This window comes from Chryseobacterium sp. 7 (genome assembly GCF_003663845.1).
Classification (GTDB): Bacteria; Bacteroidota; Bacteroidia; order Flavobacteriales; family Weeksellaceae; genus Chryseobacterium.
The window spans coordinates 2,133,479-2,156,733 of sequence record NZ_RCCA01000001.1; the positions used below are offsets into that span (position 1 = coordinate 2,133,479).

A 23,255-nucleotide genomic window follows, 5' to 3' on the forward strand; every position below is an offset into this window, starting at 1 on the left:
TTTGTATTTAAATGTAGCAAAAGCTTAATATTTCTGTAGTATACATTATATAATGGAGTTTTAATTTTGTTGGATTAAAACTTCAGGATATGAAACATGCATTTTTCACAGGAATATTGATGGTATTTGCCCAGCTTTATTCATCACAAACTTTCGATAACGAGGCACATCGCGGAGGAAAATCTCTCTACCCGGAAAATATTCCGGCGATGAAAAATGCCCTGAAAATGAATGTTAACACCCTGGAAATGGATCTTGCTATCACAAAAGATAAAAAAGTAATTCTTTCCCACGATGCTTTTCTTTCACCAGAATTAGTCACGAAACCGGATGGAACCTATATCCCCAAGGATTCAGGGTTTTATTATAAAATTTATGAAATGCCTTATGCAAAGATTAAAACATTTGACGTAGGCTTAAAGAAATTGAATAACTATCCTGATCAAAAGAAAATAAAGGTTCAGAAACCTCTTTTCTCAGACGTTATAGATGCATGTGAAGCATACGCCCGTGAATTGAAGAGACCACTGCCTTTTTATAATATAGAAACAAAAACCCGTCCTTTCTCTGACAAGATATTGCATCCGGAACCGAAAGAATTTGTAAATCTGATGATGAAAATTATTATCGGAAAAAAGATTCAGGACAGAGTGATTATCCAGTCTTTTGATCCCAGAACACTGGAAATACTTCATAAAGAATATCCTAAAATCATGACCGCTTTACTGGTAGAAAAAGTAGATGATAAAAAACGGGCTCAGCAGCGGTCTTATTTTAAACAAATTCCTGTGGAAAAGTTCAAAATGTATCCTAATCATATGAGTGGAGTGGCTGGAGATATGAAATTCCTAAGCTTTACCCCGACTATTTACAGCCCGGAACATAACCTCGTTACACCCGAATTAGTAAAGGAATGCCATACATTAGGCATGAAAGTAATCCCTTGGACGGTGAATACCAAAGAAAGAGTAAAAGAACTTAAAGAGATGGGAATAGATGGGGTGATCAGTGATGATCCGAGAATATTTGAATAACAATTAATATGATATAAATAAATAGCCGGAAGAAATTCTTCCGGCTATTTTATGCGTGCAGGTTAATGCACTTCGGTTAAAAATTGGTTCTTTAATTAGAATTTATAGTTCAGTCCTAACTGAAATACTCTGTTGTTATTTTCAGCGGCAGGTCTGCTCTTTTCAATTTTTGTCAAGCTGTTTACATATCTTGCACTGATACCAATATTTGGAGTGATATCATATCCTAGACCAAGACCTAATCCAAAGTTGAATCTGTTGATATCATCTTTGTTGATATCTTCAGTATTTGAACTTGTAGTAGTGGTTGTAACACCTCCTGTAGTACTTGCTACACTCGTTTCTCCTTTAGTTTTTCCATTGATGAAATAACTGAATTCAGGCCCTGCTTCAATATAAAACTTGTCAATAGGTCTCATTTGAACCATTAGCGGAACTGAAATGTAGTTCATCTTTGCTCTGCCTTCTACCTTAGTCTTTACATTGGTAATTCCATTGTCTGTTTCCGTAGAAGAGAATACATCTTTCGCTCCCATTTGGTTATATAAAACCTCTGGCTGGATGCTGAATTGTTTTGAAAGTGGAATATTTACGAATGCACCTGCATGGAAACCTATTTGCTGGCTGTTAATACCAAACTTCTGCTCACTAAAATAAGCTGAGTTTCCCCCTGCTTTAATACCGAATCTAACGGGTTGAACATCTTTTTTTAGAGGTGATGCATTTACTGTTTTAGTCTCTGTCTTTGTTTCTGTTTCCTGAGCAAAAGCTAGCGTACCAGCAGTTAATGCTAATCCTAAAAATAACTTCTTCATAATTTTATTTTTTAATTTTACTATTTGTGTGTCGGATGATTTTTTCAGTCAGACTTCAATTATTTTGCAAATTGCTTGCCAAAGTCGAAAAAGGCTCATTTAAAGGGCTTTACAGGTTGTTTTAAGAATGTGTTTTCTTAATGTTTTTCCCTTTTTGATGAATAAATATAATGCCATACTCTATATTTTATACAAAAAACTCAATGCTTGAAATATATTATTGCCGATCATTGAAATGATTAAAAAAAGAAAAAATTAAAGCAGTTTTAGCCAAATGATGAACCATCCGGATCGTTTTTAGATGCAGAAATAAAAAATGCCAGGCTTTTTCAGTCCGGCATCAGTTTTGAAAATAATAAATATCGCTATTTAAATTGATAAGCCACTCCAATCTGAAGCGCATTGTTTCTTATTTTATTGTTATAATCATTGTTCTTAAAAAGACCCGTGATCCCCGCCGTAAATCTTGCAGTCACTCCAAAATTTTGGGTAAAATAATACCCTGCACCAATGCCTATCCCAAAATTGAACCTTTTGTAAAGCTCCATTGGAATTTTATTTGAAAAGCTATTACTGCTAACGGTTGTAGTACCTCCAAACGTATTTTCGGTTTTTTGATCCCCTTTCGATTTTCCTCCTAAAAGATACCCAAATTCCGGCCCTGCCTCTACATACAGCTGAGGAAGAATTTTGTACTGAACCATCATAGGAAGAGTAAGATAATTCAAATTGGTTGTATAGCTGAATTCCTGTCTTATTAAATAAGCATCTGATACAGACATATAGGTATACTTTTCTTCTGTTTTAGAGCCCATTTGGCTAAAAAGAAGTTCAGGCTGCACACTGAATTTTTCTGCAACAGGAATATTGACAAATACACCCACGTGAGAACCTAGTTTTACTTTTTCATTATAATCACTGTATTCATTGTTGCTATCACTAAATGTAGATGCATTGAATCCTGCTTTTACCCCAAATCTGACAGGAGATTTTGAAGTTGCCGGCTGCTCCTTTTCCTGAGCGTTCATTAAAAGTGATCCGGCTAAAGTAAGTCCTAGAAATATCTTTTTCATGGTTAAAGTTTAAAATTTTCTTTTTCGCGGCAAAAGATCTGCCACAAATAGTAGAAGTGATAAAAATCATACTGAAAAGCGAAAAAGTCAGACTTAAACTAATAAACCTGACCTTTTCTATTGAAATCAAAATGTATCTAATTATGAAGCAAAATACTTTTAAAGTATTTGCTTTGCACTGTAAAGTATTAAACCAACTCAATGCAGTTCCCGTTAAAAAGTTTAAAATGGTAATAGTTAGATTTTTAATATTGAACTTCAATTGACAAATCAACTGAAGCAATACCTATTTCATTGTAAAAACAGAAATCATAAGTTGGAAATTTCCGCAGTAGAGTACAATCATTACTCAATACGCAAATTCCTTGCCAAAATAAATGAAAAATAAAAAAGCCGGATTAAAATAATCCGACTTTGTATTGATTAGAAAGTTTGCTTTTAAAAGCTTAGAATTTATAAGCTAAACCAATCTGGAATACTCCGTTTCTTGAAGCATCACCTGTATTGTTTTTAGGGATATCAGATAATCCTGCAGTATATCTTACATTCACCCCAATATTTTGTGTGAAATAATATCCAGCTCCTAGACCAAGACCAAAATCAAAAGTCTTGAAATTGTCTTTAACGTCAACCGAAGCTCCGTTACCTTTTCCTTTAGCACTGATAAGGAACCCGAATTGAGGACCAGCTTCTACATATAGGTTAGGAATAAGGTTATACTGTAACATTACAGGTACTGCGATATAATCTGTATTTAGTTTTATATCACTATTACCTTTATACTTACCACCTAAACCACTATATAATACTTCCGGCTGTACAGAGAAGTCCTGTGCTACAGGAATGTTTGCAAAAACACCACCATAGAATCCAGCTTTTGAATTTAAATCACTGTTTGAAATACTAGAGATATTAAGACCTGCTTTTAATCCAAATCTAACTGGAGAAGATGCAGCAGTAGAAGTTGAAGTCTTCTGAGCGAAACTGAAAGTACCTGCTACTAGAGCCAGGCCTAAAATTAACTTTTTCATAAGTTTATATTTTAATAGTTTTTAAGTTTTATTTAACATTTCATTAGCAATCAAACAGCGTGCCAAAGTTAAATATTACTTCTACTTCTTTATTCATCAGCTTTTTCCGGGATAATATTATTTTAACATAAAAAAAGACCAGATTAAAGAATTAATCTGATCTTTTTCTATTGAATATAAAATTTGTTAGTGAATGGGTAAGCTTATTTGAATTTATAAGCTAAACCTACCTGGAATAGGTTGTTTCTTGTAGCATCAGATCCACTAGGTCTGTTTTTCGCTACATCCGTTAAACCTGCAACATATCTTGCGGTAAGCCCTAAGTTTGGAGTGAAATAATATCCAGCACCAAGACCGATACCAAAGTTAAATGTATTCAGATTGTCTTTGTAGTTATCTGTAGTATTAGACTGCCCGGTTGATTCATTTTTGAACTTGTTTTTAGCACTTACCATGAAACCGAATTCCGGACCTGCTTCCACATAAAGATTAGGGATCAGGTTATACTGGAACATTACAGGTACCGTAATATAATCTAATTTAGTAGAAGCAGAATATTTTGTTCCTGCTAATGTATAATCTGATTTATTACCATATTGAGAATATTGTACCTCCGGCTGAACACTGAATGAAGCTGCTAATGGAATGTTAGCAAATACACCTGCATTAAACCCTATTTTAGATTTCTGATCATCAAGACCACTGTCTTTTGAAAGTGAAGATACGTTCATACCTCCTTTTACCCCGAATGTTACCGGATTAGAAGATGTGTTTCCTGTCTGTTGAGCGAATGCGAATGTTCCTGCAGTTAACGCTAATCCTAAAATTAACTTTTTCATAACTTTAATTTTTTAATTTTACTCTTTCTTAATTTTAAATTTTACTACTGTTCAGCATTTTCAGTTGAACGCAGAGTATCTTTCAAATTGCTTGCCAAAAATATTTTTTATGACTAAAATCAATAAAAAAATCACTTAGTGTTTAAGTGATTTTTGAAATATTCATTTGGATATCAATTAGTTGTAATTTTAAATAAACATTTGTTTAGATGTGGTCTAAATTGACAATTTTGTCAAAAACTATTTAAAAACGAATTTATTTTTCCGGAAAATTATTAAGCATCATTCAATTTTCTGTAAAAAGAAAGTGATTCAAGGATATTTTCCTGACTAGACTGATGATCATACGTGCAAGAACCAATTCCGGAAAGCAGAGAGAAATTGATTTTGCTGTCTGTATTCTTCTTATCATTTAGTAATAATGCAGTAATATCTTCATCTTTAAAATCGCTGATATCAAGGTAAGGGTAGTATCTCTGAACATTTTCAATGATGGCTTTTGCATCTTCTTCAGAAATAAGATTTTCAAGATAAGCAAGATGAGCTTCTGCAATCATTCCCATAGCCACTGCTTCACCGTGAAGGATAGGATTTCCTTGCTGCAAACATAAGCTTTCTACGGCATGGCCAATGGTGTGTCCAAAATTCAGGGTTTTTCTGATATTCTGTTCATGAAAATCTTGATCTACAACCACTTGCTTAATATTCATAGAAGTCTGAATATGCGGAATTACCGTTTCTACTTCCAGCTTACGGATCTGAATCAGTTGGTCCCAATGATTTTTATCAGCAATTAAACCATGTTTCAGCATTTCTGCGAATCCGCTTCTTAATTCTTTAAAAGGTAATGTTTCTAAGAATTTCGGGAATATAAAGATCTGTTCCGGAAATGCGAAAGTTCCCACCATATTTTTATAATGCATCAGATCAATACCTGTTTTTCCTCCTATAGAAGCATCGCACATTGATAAAAGGGTAGTGGGGATGTTGATAAACTGGATTCCTCTTTTATATGTAGATGCAACAAATCCTCCCATATCCGTAATTACACCGCCGCCAAGGTTAATAACCAGTGCTTTTCTGTCCGCCTGCATTTCCGTAAGAATTTCCCAAAGCTGATTGGCAGTCTGGATGTTTTTCATTTCTTCTCCGGCTTCAATTTCTAAAATTTCAAAACCAAGGTCTGTTTCCATATTGCCTAAAAGAATAGGAAGACAGTATTCATGTGTATTTTCATCTACCAGGATGAAGATTTTACTGAAAGTTTTTTCATGAAGAAACGCATTGAGTTGAGAAAAATTATCGTTTAATATTGTTATCATCTTCTATATTATGTAAAGTTAAAAATGTAAACTATAGTGCAAAGTTATGATTCTTAATTTTTAACTCGTAACTAAATTACTATCTTTGCAGAAATTTTTAGAATGAGCAGAGATAATAATAATTCAGACAGACCAAAGAGACCAAGAATTTCAACCAAGAAAAGTTCTGATGATTCTCGTGCTTCCAGATCTGGAAATTCTTCAGGATCAAAGCCTTTTAAGAAACCGTTTTCTAAAGACGAAGGAAGAAAAGGACCAGAACATCAGGGATCCAACTCAAGATTTGAAAAGAAACCTTTCAAAAGAAATACAGACAGTTTCGAAAATTCCAATGAAGATTCAGGTTCAAAATCTGAAAGAAAACCTTACATCACGAACAAAAGTGAAGGATATGAGAAAAAATCTTTCGGTAAACCTAAAAGAGGCGGAAAAAATTTCGATACCAGAGATAAGTATGAAAGAGGCAGTCTGAAATACGGAAGAAGACCCTCTAACGGAGATGAAAGAAATGACGACAAAACAAGATCTTTTGTTCAGAAAAGAAGACTGAACAAAATTGAAAAAGACGTTCATAAAGACAGCATCCGTCTTAATAAGTATATTGCTAATTCCGGGATCTGCAGCAGAAGAGAAGCTGATGAGCTGATTACCCAGGGATTGGTAGAAGTAAACGGAAAGGTAGTAACTGAAATGGGATATCAGGTACAGAAAACAGACAGAGTAGTTTTTGACGGACAAAACATTACTCCTGAAAAACCTGTTTATGTACTTTTGAATAAGCCAAAAGGTTATATTTCTACTACAAAAGACGATAAAGCAAGAAAAACGGTAATGGATCTTGTAGCGAACGCTTCTCCATACAGACTTTTCCCAGTGGGAAGACTTGACCGTTCTACAACAGGAGTTATTTTATTGACAAATGACGGGCACATGACGAAAAAACTGACGCATCCATCTTTTGATGCTAAGAAAATTTATCATGTAACGTTAGATAAAAAGCTTACTGGTGAAGATTTACGTCTTATTGCAGAAGGAATCCGTCTTGATGAGGGAGTAGCAGTTGTAGATCAGATTTCATACATTGAAGGAAAGCCTAAAAACGAAATCGGAATTGAGATCCACATCGGATGGAACCGTGTTATCAGAAGAATTTTCCAAAGATTAGGGTACGAGGTAGAATCTTTAGACAGAGTAATGTTTGCAGGATTAACGAAGAAGAATATCAAGAGAGGACACTGGAGAATCCTTACCGAACTGGAAGTAAACAACCTTAAAATGCTTTAAAATAATGATAAATGATGAGTTATGAATTATGAATGACAAATTCAGGGCTCTAGCTTATATCATTTTTTCAAAAAGGATTTTAGGATAAAAACAATAAAAAGCGCAGAAAATTCTGCGCTTTTTATTGTATTAAGCTGTGAATCTAAAAATTCATAACTCATCATTTATAATTCATAATTACCCCAGAACTGTCACTCCTTTTTCAATCATGTCATAAATAGCATCTCTGGCGTTGTCCGGTTTTACGTTTACAGCACGCGTTCCGTTGAAATGAAGACAAGTTACATATCCGCTGGCTACAGCATCCTGTGCTGTGAATTTAACGCAATAATCTAATGCCAGCCCTACTATTTCAACCAATTGGATATCATGATATTTTAAGAAGTCATCCAAACCGGTTTTCATAAAGTGATTATTATCCTGGAAACCGCTGTAGCTGTCTATTTCTATATTTTTACCTTTTTGTACAATGTGGGTTACTTTATCTCTGTTCAGATCTTTGTGGAATTCTGCCCCAAAAGTTCCCTGAATACAGTGATCCGGCCACATAAACTGTGGAACACCATTTAAAATAATACTTTCTCCTACCTTTCTGCCATTGCTGCTTGCAAAACTCTTATGACCTGCCGGATGCCAGTCTTGTGTAAGAACTACCTGATCATATTCATTTTCCTCCATCAGGAGATTGATATAGGGAATAATTTCGTTTGCTCCAGGTACTGCAAGTGCTCCGCCTTCACAAAAATCATTCTGTACATCGACTATTATTAATGCTTTTTTCATATTTTAAATTCTCGAATTTTTGATAAATTTACAAAACTAATCCACAAAAATTTGTCCAAAACCGAATTATCGGACAAATCGGCAATATCAATTTTTAATTCTCCTGGAATAAAGAAGTTAGAAATTAAAATAATTAAACTTTGTCTGCATTGTATTAGGTTTTAAGGCATAAACCAAATATCAATAACGTATCTTTGCCGGAAATAAGTATTTTTTATGTCATTTGAGTCTTTAGGATTATCACACAATATTATTCGTTCTGTTAAAAAGTTAGGGTATTTAAAACCGTTTCCCATTCAGGAGCAGGCTGTTCCCGTTATTTTGCAGGGGAAAGATCTGATGGGAATTGCACAGACAGGTTCCGGGAAAACGGCTTGTTTTGTGATGCCGATTTTAGAAAAGTTGCAGAATGCAGAAGTTAAAAAAGACCGTAATGTTCAGGCTTTAATATTGGTTCCTACGCGTGAGCTGGCGATTCAGATAGATGAAGTCTGCAGGGCTTTTACCGAAAACCTGAAGAGAGAAGTTCGCACAATGGCTGTATACGGAGGTGTTTCCATCAACCCACAGATGAAAGGCATGTTTGGGATAGAAGTTTTGATTGCAACTCCGGGACGTTTGCTGGACTTAATTGATCATAATGCATTAAGCATTTCAGGAATTAAACATTTGGTGATTGATGAAGCTGATAAAATGTTTCAGTTAGGATTTGGTGAAGAAATGAATAAGCTCTTTGCCATGATGCCTGTTGCAAAACAGACTATCCTATTTTCGGCGACTCTGAATGATAAGGTTGCTGAAATGAAAGAACGTCTTTCTATCAATCCTACGATTATTGAAATCAAAAAAGAAGAAGTTGAAATTGATCATATTGAACAACTTGCTTACCACGTTTCTCCGGAAAATAAAGGTCCTTTTTTAAGATATTTAATTAAAGAAAAGAAGGTTGAAAAAGCGTTAGTTTTTGTTTCCTCCACAAGATCTGCAGATAATCTGGTAGAGAAGCTTAAAAAGAATAAAATAAAAGCCGTAGCAATTCACAGCCAGAAATCGCAAGGTGCAAGAAGGAATAACCTGGAAGAATTCAAGGTAGACGGCGCTCAGATTTTGGTAGCTACCGACTTAATTGGTCGTGGAATTCATATAGAATCTCTGCCATGTGTCATCAATTACGAATTGCCGCGTTCTCCACTAGATTATATTCACCGAATTGGTAGAACAGGACGTGCCAATGAAAAAGGAACCGCAATCAGTATTCTGACGGATGATGAATTGCAGCATTTCAGAGTCATTCAAAAGAAAATGGGCAGAAAAGTGACGCTGCAAAGAACAGAAGGTATTGATTTACACGGATATTAATCTTTCATGATAAATAAAAAAGGTTTCAGTTTATACAATTGAAACCTTTTTTATTGAAAAAATCGGTACCACAAAAATCATTATCGGTACAATTAATGCTTTATTCACTTTAAATTCTTGAATTTTTGATAAATTCGCGCAAGCTGATCTTTTTACATTGTCCTGATACATAATGACAGGACAAATCGGCAATAATTAAAAATTAAAAACCCTTGAACAATGAGCGATTTAGAGAAAAAAAAGTTTCCAATAGGCCAGTTTGAAGCTCCTGAAAACATTTGTGACACCACATTGGATACTTATATCAAAGTGATCAAAGACTTTCCCGGAAAACTGAAAAATCTCATTGAACATCTTACAGACGACCAGCTGGATACTCCTTACCGAGAAGGGGGCTGGACGGTAAGACAACTTGTAAACCATCTTTCAGACAGTCATATGAACAGTTTTATCCGTTTTAAACTGGCGCTTACAGAAGATAATCCTACCATAAAACCTTATGATGAAGCCAAATGGGCTGAGCTGCAGGACAGTTTTCATATGCCTGTAAAACCAGCTATGAGAATGCTGAAGGGAACACATCAGAGATGGGTGACACTTCTTAAAAGCCTTACCAATAAACAATTTGAAAGAACTTTTCATCATCCCGAACACAATAAAAACTATAACTTAAGAGAAAGTCTTGCTTTATACGTTTGGCATTGCAATCATCATTTTGCTCATATTGAAAATCTGAAGACAGAAAAAGGTTGGTAAGAAAACATCTTAATAATCCCATATATTATCAGGGAATTATCAACAGAATTTCCTTGTTATCTGAAAACTCCACCGGAAAGTGGGGTAAAATGAACGTGTGTCAAATGCTGAAGCATTGTGATCTTGTTCTTCAGGTAGCATTGGGAAAGCTTGAACTTCCGCGTATTAACGTCCTGTTTGAGTCCATTGGGAAATTTACTAAAATAGAAATGTATGTTTTCAACAATGGAATTCCCAGAAACATGCCTACTTTTCAAAAACTAATCGTTAATTTTGAGTGTGATTTTGATGGTTCAAAAACCAATCTGCTGAAAACGCTGGAGGAGTTCCGGGAAGCTTGTGAAATACACACGCTGCCCGACCGCCACAGATTATTCGGTAAAATGACTGAGAAAGACTGGACATTTTTAGAGTACAAACATCTTGATCATCATCTAAAACAATTTAATGTATGAGTTTTTTTGATAAAATATTTGGTGGAAAAAGCGAAGCCCCGGAACAGAAAACGTTCTGGAAAAAGATAGAGTCTGAAGAAGATCTTGCAAAAGCAATAGAAGATTCTTTTCAGAATAAAATAGCGATATTTAAACATTCAACAAGCTGTTTTATCAGCAGAACAGTATTGAAAAACTTTGAAAAAGAAATTGAAAATTCTGATCAGGAGGTACACATATACTATTTGGATTTATTGGCCCACAGACCTGTTTCTAACAAAATAGCAGCGGATTTTGAGATCCGACACGAAAGTCCGCAGTTGATTGTAATAGAAAATGGAAAGGCTGTAAACAACGCTTCACACCAGGATATTTCTTTAAGCCAGATTGTATCATGAAGAATATAAATAATTATTTAGCCAAAGTATTGAATGTTCCCCTTCAAAATGTGAACACCTGCAGCCTTCACTATGAAGTAAAGAAGATTCCTAAAAATCAGTTTCTTCTTCAGTATGGCGAAATCTGCCGTCATATTTTCTTTGTAGAAAAAGGTCTGATAAAGATGTATTCTATTGATAAAAACGGAAAGGAACATATTATACAATTTGCCCCTGAAAGCTGGCTGATTTCTGACCGAAGCAGTCTTTATTTCAATGAAAAATCCATTTATTATATAGAAGCAGTGGAAGATTCGGAAGTTCTGTTCCTTCACCCTGATTTCTTTAATAAGTTAGTGGAACAGTTCCCGAACAGTATTGAAAGAAGTGATTTTCTTCTTCAGAAACATATCAGAAGTCTTCAGAACAGGATCAATTCTTTGTTGGGAGAAACGGCAGAAGAAAGATACATGAAATTCATTAAAATGTATCCGGATTTACTTCTGAGAGTTCCACAATGGATGATTGCTTCCTATCTTGGAATTACACCTGAAAGTTTGAGCCGTGTAAGAAAAGAACTGGCAAGGAAAAATTTCGTTCCGGATAATAAATAAAAAAAGCTGGGAGATGGAAGAAGGAGGCTTGAAGTTCTGGTGAATAAAGAGCTGTAAGATATCCTTTACATTATCAATGAAAATTGAGATAATTTTTTTAAGACTACAATAATTTCCATCTTCCATCCTTCATCTTCCTTATTTTAAATAAATCTTTTTCGCAAGATTTCCAATCTGTGTAAGCTTTTCCTGGGTATTTTCAGTCCATGGAAGTCCTATGCAAAGTCTCATGCAGTTTTCAAACTGGTTCTGAAAGGTAAACATTCTTCCGGGAGCAATACTGATATTTTGTCTGATGGCGAGATCATATAATTCTGTGGTTCTTATTTTTTTATCAAATTCTACCCATAAAGAAAGTCCTCCCTGCGGACGGCTGGTTTTGGTTCCTTCCGGAAAAGATTCAGCAATCGTCTGAACATAATTCTGATAATTGAACTGTAATGTTCTGCGAAGCTGATGAAGATGTTTTTCATATTTTCCTGACTTCAAAAAGTTGGCAACAGCTTCATTCACAATCGAAATAGAAGAGGTGGAATGCAGAAGTTTAAGCTTAAGAATTTTATCTTTATACTTTCCCGGAGCAATCCAGCCTACACGATAACCTGGAGCCAGTGTTTTTGAAATAGAGCTGCAATACAGTACGTTTCCGTCTTTATCGAAAGATTTACAGCATTTTGGACGGCTGGAACCAAAATAAAGGTCTCCGTAGACATCATCTTCTATCAGTGGAATATTATTTTCAGAAAGTATCTTTACAATTTCCTTTTTATTTTCATCAGGCATGCAGCTTCCCAAAGGCGAATTGAAATTGGGAATGAGCAGGCAGATATCTATTTTCGGAATTACTTTTTTCAGAGCTTCAATTTCAATTCCGGTCATAGGATGGGTAGGAAGTTCCAGTACTTTTAAGCCTAATCCGTTGGCAAGCTGCAGGATTCCGGGATAGCAGGGACTTTCAATCGCAATGGTATCTCCTGGTTTTCCTAAAGCCATTAAGCAGAAAGAAAGGGCACTCATTCCGCCATTGGTAGTAATCAAATCGTTTTCACTCAGATTTCCTCCCCATTGCAGAGACCGTATAGCAATCATTCTTCTGAGCTTCAGATTTCCCTGAAGTTCTTCATATTCTGTACCTCCTTCTTTTAATTCTCTGATAGCGTTTACAATTTCTTTCTTGAGTTTAGCCTGAGGCAGCAGATCTCCAGATGGAATTCCGATAGAGAAAAAGGTAAGGTCTTTTTTACCCATATTTTCATATACTTTACTGATCAGCTCATCCGGTTCATCATTATTGGCAATCAATGAAGGTCGGCTTACTTCCGGCAAAGGAAGTTTTGCAGACAGCAGCTGGCTTACAAAATAACCGGATTGAGGTTTAGATTCTACCAAAGACTGGGACTCCAGCTCAAGGAAAACACGTTTGGCCGTATTCATGCTCACCTGATGTTCATTACACAACATTCTGACTGAAGGAAGTTTGTCCCCCGCCTTTAAAATGCCATTTCTGATCTGTCCTGCAATTCCGTCTGCAATTTCTGTATATAAGAATTCTTTGCTCATATTTTTAAACTGTGCTCATGCAAATATACAAAACTGATACTGTGTTTATCTAACTATCCTTTCTAATTTTGAACCATCAATTAAAAGCTCGAATAAAATGATGACAAAACAATTATCAAAAGATGAAAATATAAGCGGCTGGATTAATGGTTTTATTGGCGTAGTGCTATTCAGTGGCGGATTACCGGCAACAAAATTAGCCGTAATGGAAATGAGTCCTACTTTTGTAACCATCGTTCGTGCGGCAGTTGCGGGAGTTTTAGCACTTATTGTATTATGGTTGGGTAAAGAAAAACGTCCTGTCAAAAAAGATCTGGTGCCATTGCTTTTGGTTTCCCTTGGTTGTGTAATAGGCTTTCCGCTTCTTTCTGCATTGGCTCTTCAGTATCTTACTTCCGCTCATTCTATTGTATTTCTTGGAATGCTTCCTTTGGCTACAGCAATCTTTGGAGTTTTTCGTGGTGGGGAAAGGCCTCATCCTGTATTTTGGCTGTTTTCGATTGTAGGAAGTCTTCTCGTGATTGGCTATGCCGTTTCACAGGGAATATCTGCTTCTCCCGTTGGCGATATTCTGATGCTTCTTGCTGTTATTTTATGCGGAATGGGGTATGCTGAAGGGGCTAAGTTATCCAAAACTTTAGGCGGATGGCAGGTTATTTCATGGGCTTTGGTATTAGCATTGCCTATCATGATTCCTTTATTCTTTATTTATTTTCCTAAAGATATTCAGAATGTGAGTTTCCAGGGATGGTTTGGATTGGCTTATATTTCTCTTTTCAGCATGTTTATTGGCTTTATCTTTTGGTATAAAGGCTTGGCACAGGGTGGTATTGCCACAGTAGGCCAGTTGCAGCTGCTTCAGCCATTCTTTGGTCTGGCACTGGCTGCATGGCTTCTGCATGAGCAGGTAAGCATGGGAATGCTGGGTGTTACAATAGGAGTGATCTTATGTGTTGCAGGAACTAAAAAATTTGCTAAATAATTAAAAAATACAGTTATAAATGGCAGCCCAACGCCCTTTGGTGTTGCCCACAAAAGGCCCTTTTTCATAAAGAAATGGGGCTTTTATCTTTCAAAACCAAAATGTTGCAATAAATTTCAGACTTATTTAAATTGCAATAAACCGGCTATAAAGTGATTTTATTAGTTTATTTTAATCAATAAAATCAAAACTAATTTAAATTAATAATTATTTTAACTTTATTTAACGTTTTTATTATTTATAAAGGTTCAGTTTTTGCATGCATACCAAAATCGATTACCAATACAATTTTTACTAAGATTAAGAGGATAGGAAGAAGAAAACAATTCCAAAAAGAGCTATTATGGTTATCGACGAGAAGATTTTGATTTCAGCGGGAGCAGAAGCAAGACGTTATACCCCTTCAGAAACTCTATTCTGTGAAGGGGATATTCCTAATTACTACTACCAGATTATTAAAGGAGAGGTAAAACTCAACAATTACAATGAAGAAGGGAAGGAGTTTATCCAAAATATATTATCCAACGGAGAAAGTTGTGGAGAATCTATTCTTTTTATAGAAAAGCCTTATCCTATGAACGCTGAAGTGATCACAGAATGTACTGTTCTGAGGCTTCATAAATCTATTTTTTTCAATCTGTTGCAACAGTCTCCGGAATTATGGCTGGAAGTAAGCAGCTTTCTTTCACAGCGTCTTTATTATAAATTCATTATGATGCAGAGCCTGTCATCTCAGAATCCTTCTATACGGCTTCGGGGATTGATGGATTATCTTAAAAGTTTTCAACAGGATCTGAGTCCTTATTCTTTTTTGGTTCCGTTAACGAGGCAGCAAATGGCAAGTCTGACGGGGCTTTGTGTAGAAACAGCTATAAGAACCATTAAGCATATGGAAAGAGACAAGATATTAAGAATTGAAAACCGTAAAATTTTATACTAAAAAATTATTTTAGGTATATTATTTGCGTTTTTCATTACTTAAAAATCAATTAAAGCTATGAAAACTATAAGCTGTATGAATATTCCTGAAAGCCTTCTATACTCATTCGGGGCAGAAGAAAGAAATTATAAGAAACGCGAAATTGTCTTTAAAGAAGAAGATCATGCGCTTTATTATTTTCAGATCAGTGTAGGAAAAGTAAAGCTTAATAACTATAATGAAGACGGAAAGGAGTTTATTCATAATATTTTGGGCAAAAAACAAAGTTTTGGTGAAGCTATGCTCTTTCTCAATCAGGATTACCCGATTAATGCAGTTTGCCTTGATGAAACCCAGATTATAAGACTTCCCAAAAATAATTTCTTTGAAATGCTGAGCCAGAATCCGGATCTTTCACTGGAAATGAATGCCTGCCTTTCTCAGGAAGTTTTTTATAAGCTGAAAATGATGCAGAGTATGGCTTCTCAAAACCCGGCGCAAAGATTGAGAGCGTTATTGGATTATCTTAAAAGCTATCATGATGAAGACTGCCACCAGTGCTTTCATATTGAGTTTACCAGACAGCAGCTAGCCAATCTTGTTGGGCTGCGTGTAGAAACTGTGATCAGAACTTTAAAGAAAATGGAGAAAGAAGGTATGCTAAGTTTAAAAGACCGTAAAATTTTGTATTAATATCATTTAACATGATTCAGGTCATAAAAAAAATGTTTATTAAGACATACATTTGATATCTTATTCTTCACTACCTTCTTAAGACCTTAGTAAAAGGCGCGCAAAAAAGCATTTGCTTTTTATGAATTCATTTAACATTACCGATACTCAACTGTTGCCGTCTAATACTAGTCACGGACTGTAATACCCATCACTAAAAATATAAACACCATTCACACCATGCCAAATAAGATTTTAGAAACAGACAGTGCGGTTCCTGTCACAAAAAAAGGAACGGCAAACAAGTTAACCGCCAACAAGGAGGAAATGAAAAGTTCACCACTTCACAAGTTCTTCGTAAGCGCTCTTAAAGATATTTACTTTGCGGAAAATGCTATTCTTGAAGCATTGGAAAAAATGCAGGAATCTGCTACAACCGAAGAACTGAAAGATGCTTTTGAAGATCATCACCTTCAGACCCAGAAACACGTTAAACGTCTTGAAAAAGTTTTCCAGCTTATTGATGAAAAGCCTGAAAAAAAAGAATGTAAGGCCATAAAAGGAATTATTGAAGAAGGTGAAGAAGTGATCAAATCCACAGAATACGGCTCTACAACAAGAGATGTTGCATTGATTATTGCAGCACAAAAAGTAGAACATTATGAAATTGCCACTTATGGCGGATTGGCTCAGCTTGCCATCACCATGGGACATGATAAGGCAGCAGATCTTCTTGAAAGAACACTGCAGGAAGAAGAGGATACCGATTCTCATCTTACAGATATTGCAGAAGCATCCATCAATTTTGATGCAGAACAGGAAAATTAAATATACAATTACAATAAGCCATGTAGCTTTTTCTATGTGGCTTATTTTAAACATGAAATCAAAATATATGGACTGTCAGAAAATAATAAAAACATTGAGACACAAAGATTTTATAAAAGTAGACCATACGGGAAAGTGTTTCGAAGACGGAGCTGCAATCTATGCTAAAGAGATCACAGAAAATATCTTTCTTTTATTTGTCATTCTGAAAGATATTGATATTGAAAATATACAGGCATTAATTGCTCATTTTGACTGTTTCGGCAGCATCGGCTTAAAAGAGCCGGAACAGATCATGTTTTATTTGTCTATAAAAGATAAAAACGATCTCCATTATTTTGAACAATATTTGAAAGCTTCCCATAACTAATACCATTTTTTGAATATGACATTTGAAAACGACACTTTGCAAAATTCCGGATTAAATGATAAGAATAATGCATTAGAAAATGAGTCCTTATTCCCGCCTATTATCAATTCTTACGGAGTTACGGCTTTTCTGATCAAGTCTTTGGAAAAGATTAAAAACAATGCTACCTGTGAAGTTCTGAAAGGAGTAATAGATAATTATATGGAAGAATACATCCTTAATATCCGCGAGTTTCATATCAAAAACACAGCGGAAATAACCTGTAAGGATGATGAAATAAGATTTGAATCTCCCGCTTTCAGCCTGTATGCCAAAACAGCTTATTATAAAGTTATGAAGGAAGAAGAGTACATCATACGGCTTCTGGAAATCCTTAAAAATAAAACAGATTGAACTGTTTCTGAAAATATACTAACCACAAAAAGATTATGAATATGAAAACTAACGAACCTAATAAAAAAGCAGAACAGCTGGATGTACACAGTACTTCTAATGAAAATGAAAAGCTTACTACCAATCAGGGCTTAAAGATCAATAACAATCAGGATTCTCTGAAAGCGGGAGAACGTGGGCCTTCATTGCTGGAAGATTTTATTCTGAGAGAAAAGATTACCCATTTCGATCATGAAAGAATTCCTGAAAGAGTAGTTCATGCACGGGGTTCCGGTGCTCATGGAGTTTTTAAACTTAGCAAAAGCCTGGCAGGATATACCAAAGCCAAATTTTTAACAGAACTGGGAAAAGAAACTCCTGTTTTTGTAAGGTTTTCCACTGTTGCAGGAAGTAAAGGAAGCACAGACCTTGCAAGAGATGTAAGAGGTTTTGCAATAAAATTTTATACTGACGAAGGGAATTATGATCTTGTAGCCAATAATATGCCTGTATTTTTTATTCAGGATGCCATTAAATTTCCGGATCTGATACATGCCGTAAAGCCTGAGCCTGATAATGAAATGCCACAGGCAGCATCTGCCCACGACACCTTTTGGGACTTTATATCATTGATGCCCGAAAGTATGCACATGATTATGTGGGTCATGAGCGACAGAGCAATTCCGAGAAGCCTGAGAATGATGGAAGGTTTTGGGGTACATTCTTTCAAATTCATCAATGAGGAAGGAAAGGTTCATTTTGTGAAATTCCATTTTAAACCGAAATTGGGAGTACATTCCGTAACCTGGAATGAAGCTCAGATTCTTTCAGGAGTAGATTCTGATTTTCACAAAAGAGATCTCTGGGAAGCTATTGAAAATGGCGATTATCCGGAATGGGATTTCGGAGTACAGCTGATTCCTGAAGAAGATGAGCACAAATTTGATTTTGACCTTCTTGATCCTACAAAACTGGTGCCCGAAGAAGAAGTTCCTGTAGAAATCGTTGGAACATTAACGCTTAACAGAAATCCGGATAATTTCTTTGCAGAAACTGAGCAGGTTGCTTTTCACCCCGGACACATCATCCCCGGAATTGATTTCACCAACGATCCGCTGCTGCAGGGAAGATTATTTTCATATACAGATACTCAGCTTTCGAGACTGGGATCTCCCAATTTCCATGAAATTCCGATCAACAGATCCATTAATACCGTTCATAACAATCAAAGGGATGGGCATATGAGACAGCAGATTGTTAAAGGAAAAACAAGTTATGAACCGAATTCCATTGGGGGCGGTTGTCCTTTCCAGGCGATGATGTCTGATGGAGGATTTGCTTCCCAGCAGGAAAGAGTTTCCGGAGAAAAAGTACGGGAAAGAAGTAAAAGTTTTGTAGATCATTATTCACAGGCTAAATTATTCTATAACAGCCAGTCGACACCAGAGAAACTGCACCTGCAGAATGCTTTGATATTTGAATTGTCTAAAGTAACCCGTCCGGAAATCAGAGAAAGAATGGTAGGACAATTAGGTTATATTGATATGTTTCTTGCCTGGAGGGTTGCAGAAAAAGTAGGTGTAGAAGTTAAAAAACTGGAATGGCCTAACCAGAGCTTACCGGCAGATAGCAATATGGCAGAACTGCAGAGTGAAGAAAGAGAACCTAAAACAAAAATTTCTGATGCTTTGAGCATGAGACATACAGTAAAAGATACTATTAAGAGCCGGAAAATAGGATTTATTCTTGCCAATGGTGCTGATGGCGGAGCCATAAATGATCTTAAATCGAAACTTGAAGCAAAAGGAGCAAAAGTTGAATTGATTGCTCCAAGCCTGGCTCAGGTAAGAACCAATGACGGAGCTGAACTGACCCCGAAACATTCCTTAAGCAATACAACCAGTGCATGTTTTGATGCGCTTTATATCTGCTCAGGAGCAGATTCCGTAAAAGAACTGATGATTACTGAAAATAAAAACCTTGTTCTGCATTTTATCAATGAAGCTTATAAACATTGTAAAGCTATTTATTTCGGAACAGATACGCAGGTTCTTTATCATCATTCCAATGTCTCGGCAAAACAACATGATGACCCGGGAATTATTACATGGGAAGACGGGAAACAGACAGATAAATTCATTAACGCTATAGCTAAGCACAGAGTCTGGGATCTTGAAATGGAGAGAAACGCCTAATCACAATAAATACCTTTCACACCATATTAAATGTTTCAGTTATGAAAGCTGCTGTCTTATTCATTCAGCAGCTTTTTGAAACTCAGTTTTTCATTTTCTCAAATTAATTTTAAACACCATTCAAAATATAATATTATGAAATTTCAACAAAACCTTCTTGATTATATAAGCCAGTCACTCATTACCATTGATGAAACCATTTCTGTTGCAGAAAGTGTTACTTCAGGATGTTTACAACTGGCTTTTTCACAGATGCCGAATGCTTCAATGTTTTATAAAGGCGGAATGACAGCTTATTCTTTGCCTGAAAAAGTAAGACTGCTAAAAGTCAACAGACAGGAAGCTGAAGAATTTGACTGCGTTTCCGAAAATATTGTAGAAACAATGGCATTGAATGTTGCAAAATTGTATGAATCTGACTGGTCTATTGCCACCACAGGCTATTGCACACCCATTAGAAATTCAGGATATAAAATTTTTGCTTATTTCTCATTTTCCTATAAAGGTGAGATTATTCTGACTAAAAAACTTGAACTACATCCAAAAACCCAAGCTTTGAATGCCCAGTTATACTATACGGAATTTATTATGGGATGTTTTAAAAGTGAACTCAACAGGCTTTTAATCTTAAAATAATATCTTTTGTAAACGAAAGCATAAAGAAACTCTTATCAGAAGAAAAAAATGAGATGAGAAAACAAAAGTTGAAATTGAGAATCTGAACAGGAAATGCTTCATTTTTCAGGGAGATATCAATGATTATGAATTTTGTGAACACACTGTGAAAGAAATCGTTTCAGTATTGGAGGAAATTGCTTTCAGCTTTCTGTTTCTGGCAAGTGCTGAAGCCTCACAAATGACAGAGTTCTAATGGAGGACTGATTATAAACGGCTAAAACTTTAAACCAAAAAATATGTCACGTTCAAGTTTTTTTTATCGTAACAGCTTAAGTATTGTTTTGATTATTTTGATGATCATCTTTCTTATGGGACAGTTTTTTACAGGCTGGAAAACTGAAAACAAAGAATTAATGGAAAACGGGCAGGCAGCTCTAAAAATCAGTGAATACATTCATAGCGGGCATTTTATACAGGCTACTTTTGAAAACTGGGAAAGCGAATTCCTTCAGATGATGATTTATGTTGTATTAACGATTTTTCTCAGACAAAAAGGTTCCAGTGAATCAAAATCTATGACAGGTAAAGAAGATGTAGACAGAGAGCCTTTAGCACATTCTAAAGCACCATGGCCCGTTAAAAAAGGCGGAATTTGGCTGAAACTTTATAAACATTCTTTATCCCTTGCTTTTGCAGTTCTGTTCTTGGGAAGCTTTATTTTGCATTTCTACGGCAGCTTTACATATTTTAATGATGAGCAGATGATGAAAAATAAACCGGTTGTAACCGTTTTACAATATATTTCAGAATCAAGATTTTGGTTTGAATCCTTTCAGAACTGGCAGAGTGAATTTTTGGCTGTAGCTTCCCTTGTTCTTCTATCCATATGGCTTCGTGAAAAAGGTTCCCCCGAATCAAAACCTGTTGATATGCCTCATGATGAAACCCCCTGATTTTTATTCAGTTTTGGTTTTGTCTGCATGATGGCATAATAAGAAGATGTAAATGCTGAGAGACTTTGATAGCCCACTTTATAGGCTACTTCACTCAAGGTATACTGTTTGGTGTCTATCAGTTCAATGCTTTTCAAAATTCTTGTCAGCTGAAGGTATTTTTGCAGCGTAATTCCGGTTTCATTTTTAAAGATTCTCTGGAGACTTCTCACAGACATTTGTGCTTTTTCGGCTAAAGAATCGATATCCAGATTATATTTAAAATTAACATTAATATCATTGCATACGGGAATCAGCCTGGTATCAGCTGGCACAGGAATTTCCAGACCGCTGCTTTCCTTGCAGAAGTTGGGAAGACTTTTTAAAATAGCTTTAAAAAAAATATCCTGTTCTTCATTTTCATCCAAAGCTTGATTCCACTTTGAAGCATATAAAAGCATTTCCTTTAACACAGGCGGAACGGCAAATATCTGAACATTCTGATAAAATTCGTCTTCAAAGACAGATTTAAAAAGAAATACCATCAGATTCACTGTTTGTGCTTCAGAAGTTATTTTGTGAGCTTTTCCGGAAGGAATCCAGATTACATGATGCTGTGGAACAAGATAAATTTTCCTGTCGATGTGAAAATACTGATAGCCTTCTTCCACAAAAGTAAGCTGAGCCCGGTTGTGTCTGTGCTCGTAGTCATCATGTTTCCAGTTCTTTTCACACCACACGTAAGCTTCTTTTTCGATAGAATCTACAAACTGGCTTTCCGTTTTTTCAATCAATCCACATTTCATGTTGTCGTTTTGTATGTATATTTTGGCAAATTTAATAAAAACGCCATTAGTAATTTTGTATTATTAATGTAATCACTACATTATTACTATAAATTATAATCTATATTTTATTCAGAATGAAAAAACTATGTCTTTTTTTTATTTTAATTTTATTATCTAATACCACCAACATCATGGCACAAAATAAAGCTAAAATATTGGTTCTTATCCATTCAGACAATGGCGGAACTTACGAACTGGCTAAGGAAATAGCCAAAGGAATTGAAAGTGAAAATAATGCAGTTTCCTATATAAAATTAGTCAAAGCATCACAAAATCCCAATCTGAAGAATCTTCCGGTAGCAACAGTAGATGAACTTACAAATTATGACGGAATTGCTTTTGGTTCTCCCGTTTATTTTGGGAATATCAGTACTGGGATGAGTGAATTCTTATCCAAAACGGTTCAGCTATGGACCAATCACGCGTTGGAAGGAGTTCCTGCCACCGTTTTTATGTCTGCAGGAAGCGGAGCAGGAAAGGAGCTTGCTCTTCAGGCCTTCTGGAACAGTCTTACTGTTCACGGAATGGTAATGGTTTCTAATGGGATCCGTGGAACAGAAGAACTGAACAAAGCTATTCCACAAGGAAATACTGTTTTAGGAGTTACCAGTATGGCTTCTTTAAAAGATGTTGAAAGACCTACGAAAGGTGAACGAAATATTGCTGAGCTGCAGGGAAGAAATTTCGCCAATGTAGCCTTAGCATTAAAAGACACGCGACCGAAAAAAACGGCAGTTGTTGCTGAAAATCGTCAGAATTTCAATGAAATATTAAAACAGAAAAATATTACGCTTCCACAGGTTCCAAAGCCTGCGGGAAATTATCAGCCGTTTGTCCGTTCCGGAAACCTCGTATTTATCAATCAGGTTGCCTTGAAAGACGGTAAAATTTTCAATCCAGGAAAATTGGGTGTTGATGTGAATGAACAGCAGGTAAAAGATGCCACAAAAGTAACCATGCTGAATGTTATTTCTGTGTTGAATGAAGCTGTAGGAGGAGATTTGAGCAGAGTAAAGCAATGTGTCCAACTGACGGGGATTTTCAATACCAAAGATGATTATACAAAACATGCCGAGTTGATGAATGTGGCTTCTGATCTGGCTGTTGAAGTCTTCGGTGATAAAGGAAAACATGCCAGAGCTACTTTGGGAGCATCTTCTATTCCTGTGGGCTCTTCGGTAGAAATTCAGGCGGTTTTTGAAGTAGAATAAGCTTTAAATCTTTTTTAAATTAAAACA

Annotated in this window: 25 protein-coding genes; 17 read left to right on the forward strand and 8 right to left on the reverse strand. The window is 35.7% G+C overall.

Annotated features, from left to right (window positions below):
- Positions 1-89: 89 nt before the first annotated feature.
- Complete coding sequence (locus CLU97_RS09785; protein WP_121487758.1) at positions 90-1,034, forward strand: glycerophosphodiester phosphodiesterase family protein; 945 nt, start codon at positions 90-92, stop codon at positions 1,032-1,034.
- 95 nt (positions 1,035-1,129) lie between these two features.
- On the opposite strand, the gene CLU97_RS09790 is transcribed toward CLU97_RS09785, so the two are convergent.
- The 5 genes from CLU97_RS09790 to aroB all read right to left on the reverse strand — a co-directional run bounded on the left by CLU97_RS09790 (position 1,130) and on the right by aroB (position 6,114).
- Positions 1,130-1,849: a porin family protein gene (locus tag CLU97_RS09790; RefSeq protein WP_121487759.1), complete on the reverse strand. Its 720-nt coding sequence runs from the start codon at positions 1,847-1,849 to the stop codon at positions 1,130-1,132.
- A 365-nt stretch (positions 1,850-2,214) separates the two neighbouring features.
- Complete coding sequence (locus CLU97_RS09795; RefSeq protein WP_121487760.1) at positions 2,215-2,922, reverse strand: porin family protein; 708 nt, start codon at positions 2,920-2,922, stop codon at positions 2,215-2,217.
- A gap of 446 nt (positions 2,923-3,368) precedes the next feature.
- Positions 3,369-3,953 (reverse strand): porin family protein, encoded by a 585-nt coding sequence (locus CLU97_RS09805; RefSeq protein WP_121487762.1) that lies wholly within the window; start codon positions 3,951-3,953, stop codon positions 3,369-3,371.
- 203 nt (positions 3,954-4,156) lie between these two features.
- Positions 4,157-4,792 (reverse strand): porin family protein, encoded by a 636-nt coding sequence (locus CLU97_RS09810; protein ID WP_121487763.1) that lies wholly within the window; start codon positions 4,790-4,792, stop codon positions 4,157-4,159.
- 275 nt (positions 4,793-5,067) lie between these two features.
- On the reverse strand, positions 5,068-6,114 hold the full coding sequence (aroB, locus tag CLU97_RS09815; protein WP_121487764.1) for a 3-dehydroquinate synthase: 1,047 nt from the start codon (positions 6,112-6,114) through the stop codon (positions 5,068-5,070).
- A 369-nt stretch (positions 6,115-6,483) separates the two neighbouring features.
- Here aroB and CLU97_RS09820 point away from each other — a divergent pair, with 369 nt between their 5' ends.
- Entirely contained in the window at positions 6,484-7,398 is a 915-nt protein-coding gene (locus CLU97_RS09820) for a pseudouridine synthase (protein ID WP_410493423.1), read from the forward strand.
- Between the two features lie 177 nt (positions 7,399-7,575).
- On the opposite strand, the gene pncA is transcribed toward CLU97_RS09820, so the two are convergent.
- On the reverse strand, positions 7,576-8,181 hold the full coding sequence (gene pncA, locus CLU97_RS09825) for a bifunctional nicotinamidase/pyrazinamidase (RefSeq protein ID WP_121487766.1): 606 nt from the start codon (positions 8,179-8,181) through the stop codon (positions 7,576-7,578).
- 216 nt (positions 8,182-8,397) lie between these two features.
- Between pncA and CLU97_RS09830 the strand changes: the two genes are divergently transcribed.
- From CLU97_RS09830 to CLU97_RS09850, 5 genes are all read left to right on the forward strand, one after another.
- Positions 8,398-9,540, forward strand: a complete 1,143-nt coding sequence (locus tag CLU97_RS09830) for a DEAD/DEAH box helicase (protein ID WP_121487767.1) — start codon at positions 8,398-8,400, stop codon at positions 9,538-9,540.
- A gap of 219 nt (positions 9,541-9,759) precedes the next feature.
- A complete protein-coding gene (locus CLU97_RS09835; RefSeq protein ID WP_121487768.1) occupies positions 9,760-10,296 on the forward strand; it encodes a YfiT family bacillithiol transferase in 537 nt (178 codons plus the stop codon).
- Positions 10,290-10,751, forward strand: coding sequence for a DUF1569 domain-containing protein (locus tag CLU97_RS09840; protein ID WP_228437619.1), 462 nt, complete (start codon positions 10,290-10,292; stop codon positions 10,749-10,751). The genes CLU97_RS09835 and CLU97_RS09840 overlap by 7 nt, the downstream gene beginning before the upstream one ends.
- The gene (gene ytxJ / locus CLU97_RS09845) at positions 10,748-11,128 is read left to right on the forward strand and encodes a bacillithiol system redox-active protein YtxJ (protein WP_121487769.1); all 381 of its coding nucleotides are present in this window, start codon (positions 10,748-10,750) and stop codon (positions 11,126-11,128) included. Before CLU97_RS09840 ends, ytxJ begins: the two co-directional genes overlap by 4 nt.
- Complete coding sequence (locus CLU97_RS09850) at positions 11,125-11,721, forward strand: Crp/Fnr family transcriptional regulator (RefSeq protein ID WP_089691886.1); 597 nt, start codon at positions 11,125-11,127, stop codon at positions 11,719-11,721. Before ytxJ ends, CLU97_RS09850 begins: the two co-directional genes overlap by 4 nt.
- A gap of 138 nt (positions 11,722-11,859) precedes the next feature.
- On the opposite strand, the gene CLU97_RS09855 is transcribed toward CLU97_RS09850, so the two are convergent.
- Positions 11,860-13,281, reverse strand: a complete 1,422-nt coding sequence (locus tag CLU97_RS09855; RefSeq protein WP_121487770.1) for a PLP-dependent aminotransferase family protein — start codon at positions 13,279-13,281, stop codon at positions 11,860-11,862.
- A gap of 97 nt (positions 13,282-13,378) precedes the next feature.
- Here CLU97_RS09855 and CLU97_RS09860 point away from each other — a divergent pair, with 97 nt between their 5' ends.
- The 9 genes from CLU97_RS09860 to CLU97_RS09905 all read left to right on the forward strand — a co-directional run bounded on the left by CLU97_RS09860 (position 13,379) and on the right by CLU97_RS09905 (position 21,190).
- Positions 13,379-14,263 carry a DMT family transporter gene (locus tag CLU97_RS09860; protein ID WP_121487771.1) on the forward strand — a complete coding sequence of 295 codons (885 nt, stop codon included), beginning with the start codon at positions 13,379-13,381 and terminating at the stop codon, positions 14,261-14,263.
- Between the two features lie 343 nt (positions 14,264-14,606).
- Entirely contained in the window at positions 14,607-15,203 is a 597-nt protein-coding gene (locus tag CLU97_RS09865) for a Crp/Fnr family transcriptional regulator (protein ID WP_121487772.1), read from the forward strand.
- Between the two features lie 57 nt (positions 15,204-15,260).
- Entirely contained in the window at positions 15,261-15,875 is a 615-nt protein-coding gene (locus CLU97_RS09870) for a Crp/Fnr family transcriptional regulator (RefSeq protein ID WP_228437621.1), read from the forward strand.
- Between the two features lie 219 nt (positions 15,876-16,094).
- A complete protein-coding gene (locus tag CLU97_RS09875; protein WP_121487773.1) occupies positions 16,095-16,682 on the forward strand; it encodes a ferritin-like domain-containing protein in 588 nt (195 codons plus the stop codon).
- A 52-nt stretch (positions 16,683-16,734) separates the two neighbouring features.
- Positions 16,735-17,052 carry a hypothetical protein gene (locus tag CLU97_RS09880; RefSeq protein ID WP_147436469.1) on the forward strand — a complete coding sequence of 106 codons (318 nt, stop codon included), beginning with the start codon at positions 16,735-16,737 and terminating at the stop codon, positions 17,050-17,052.
- 15 nt (positions 17,053-17,067) lie between these two features.
- On the forward strand, positions 17,068-17,445 hold the full coding sequence (locus CLU97_RS09885) for a hypothetical protein (protein WP_121487775.1): 378 nt from the start codon (positions 17,068-17,070) through the stop codon (positions 17,443-17,445).
- A 35-nt stretch (positions 17,446-17,480) separates the two neighbouring features.
- Complete coding sequence (locus tag CLU97_RS09890; RefSeq protein ID WP_121487776.1) at positions 17,481-19,619, forward strand: catalase; 2,139 nt, start codon at positions 17,481-17,483, stop codon at positions 19,617-19,619.
- A gap of 135 nt (positions 19,620-19,754) precedes the next feature.
- A complete protein-coding gene (locus CLU97_RS09895; protein ID WP_121487777.1) occupies positions 19,755-20,255 on the forward strand; it encodes a CinA family protein in 501 nt (166 codons plus the stop codon).
- Between the two features lie 278 nt (positions 20,256-20,533).
- Positions 20,534-21,190, forward strand: coding sequence for a DUF6766 family protein (locus tag CLU97_RS09905; RefSeq protein WP_121487778.1), 657 nt, complete (start codon positions 20,534-20,536; stop codon positions 21,188-21,190).
- Here CLU97_RS09905 and CLU97_RS09910 read toward each other — a convergent pair.
- Complete coding sequence (locus CLU97_RS09910; protein ID WP_228437623.1) at positions 21,172-21,975, reverse strand: AraC family transcriptional regulator; 804 nt, start codon at positions 21,973-21,975, stop codon at positions 21,172-21,174. The two genes, CLU97_RS09905 and CLU97_RS09910, sit on opposite strands and share 19 nt — an antisense overlap.
- Positions 21,976-22,091: 116 nt before the next feature.
- On the opposite strand from CLU97_RS09910, the gene CLU97_RS09915 reads away from it, so the two are divergent.
- Positions 22,092-23,228: an Atu1372/SO_1960 family protein gene (locus tag CLU97_RS09915; RefSeq protein WP_121487780.1), complete on the forward strand. Its 1,137-nt coding sequence runs from the start codon at positions 22,092-22,094 to the stop codon at positions 23,226-23,228.
- Positions 23,229-23,255 lie beyond the last annotated feature (27 nt).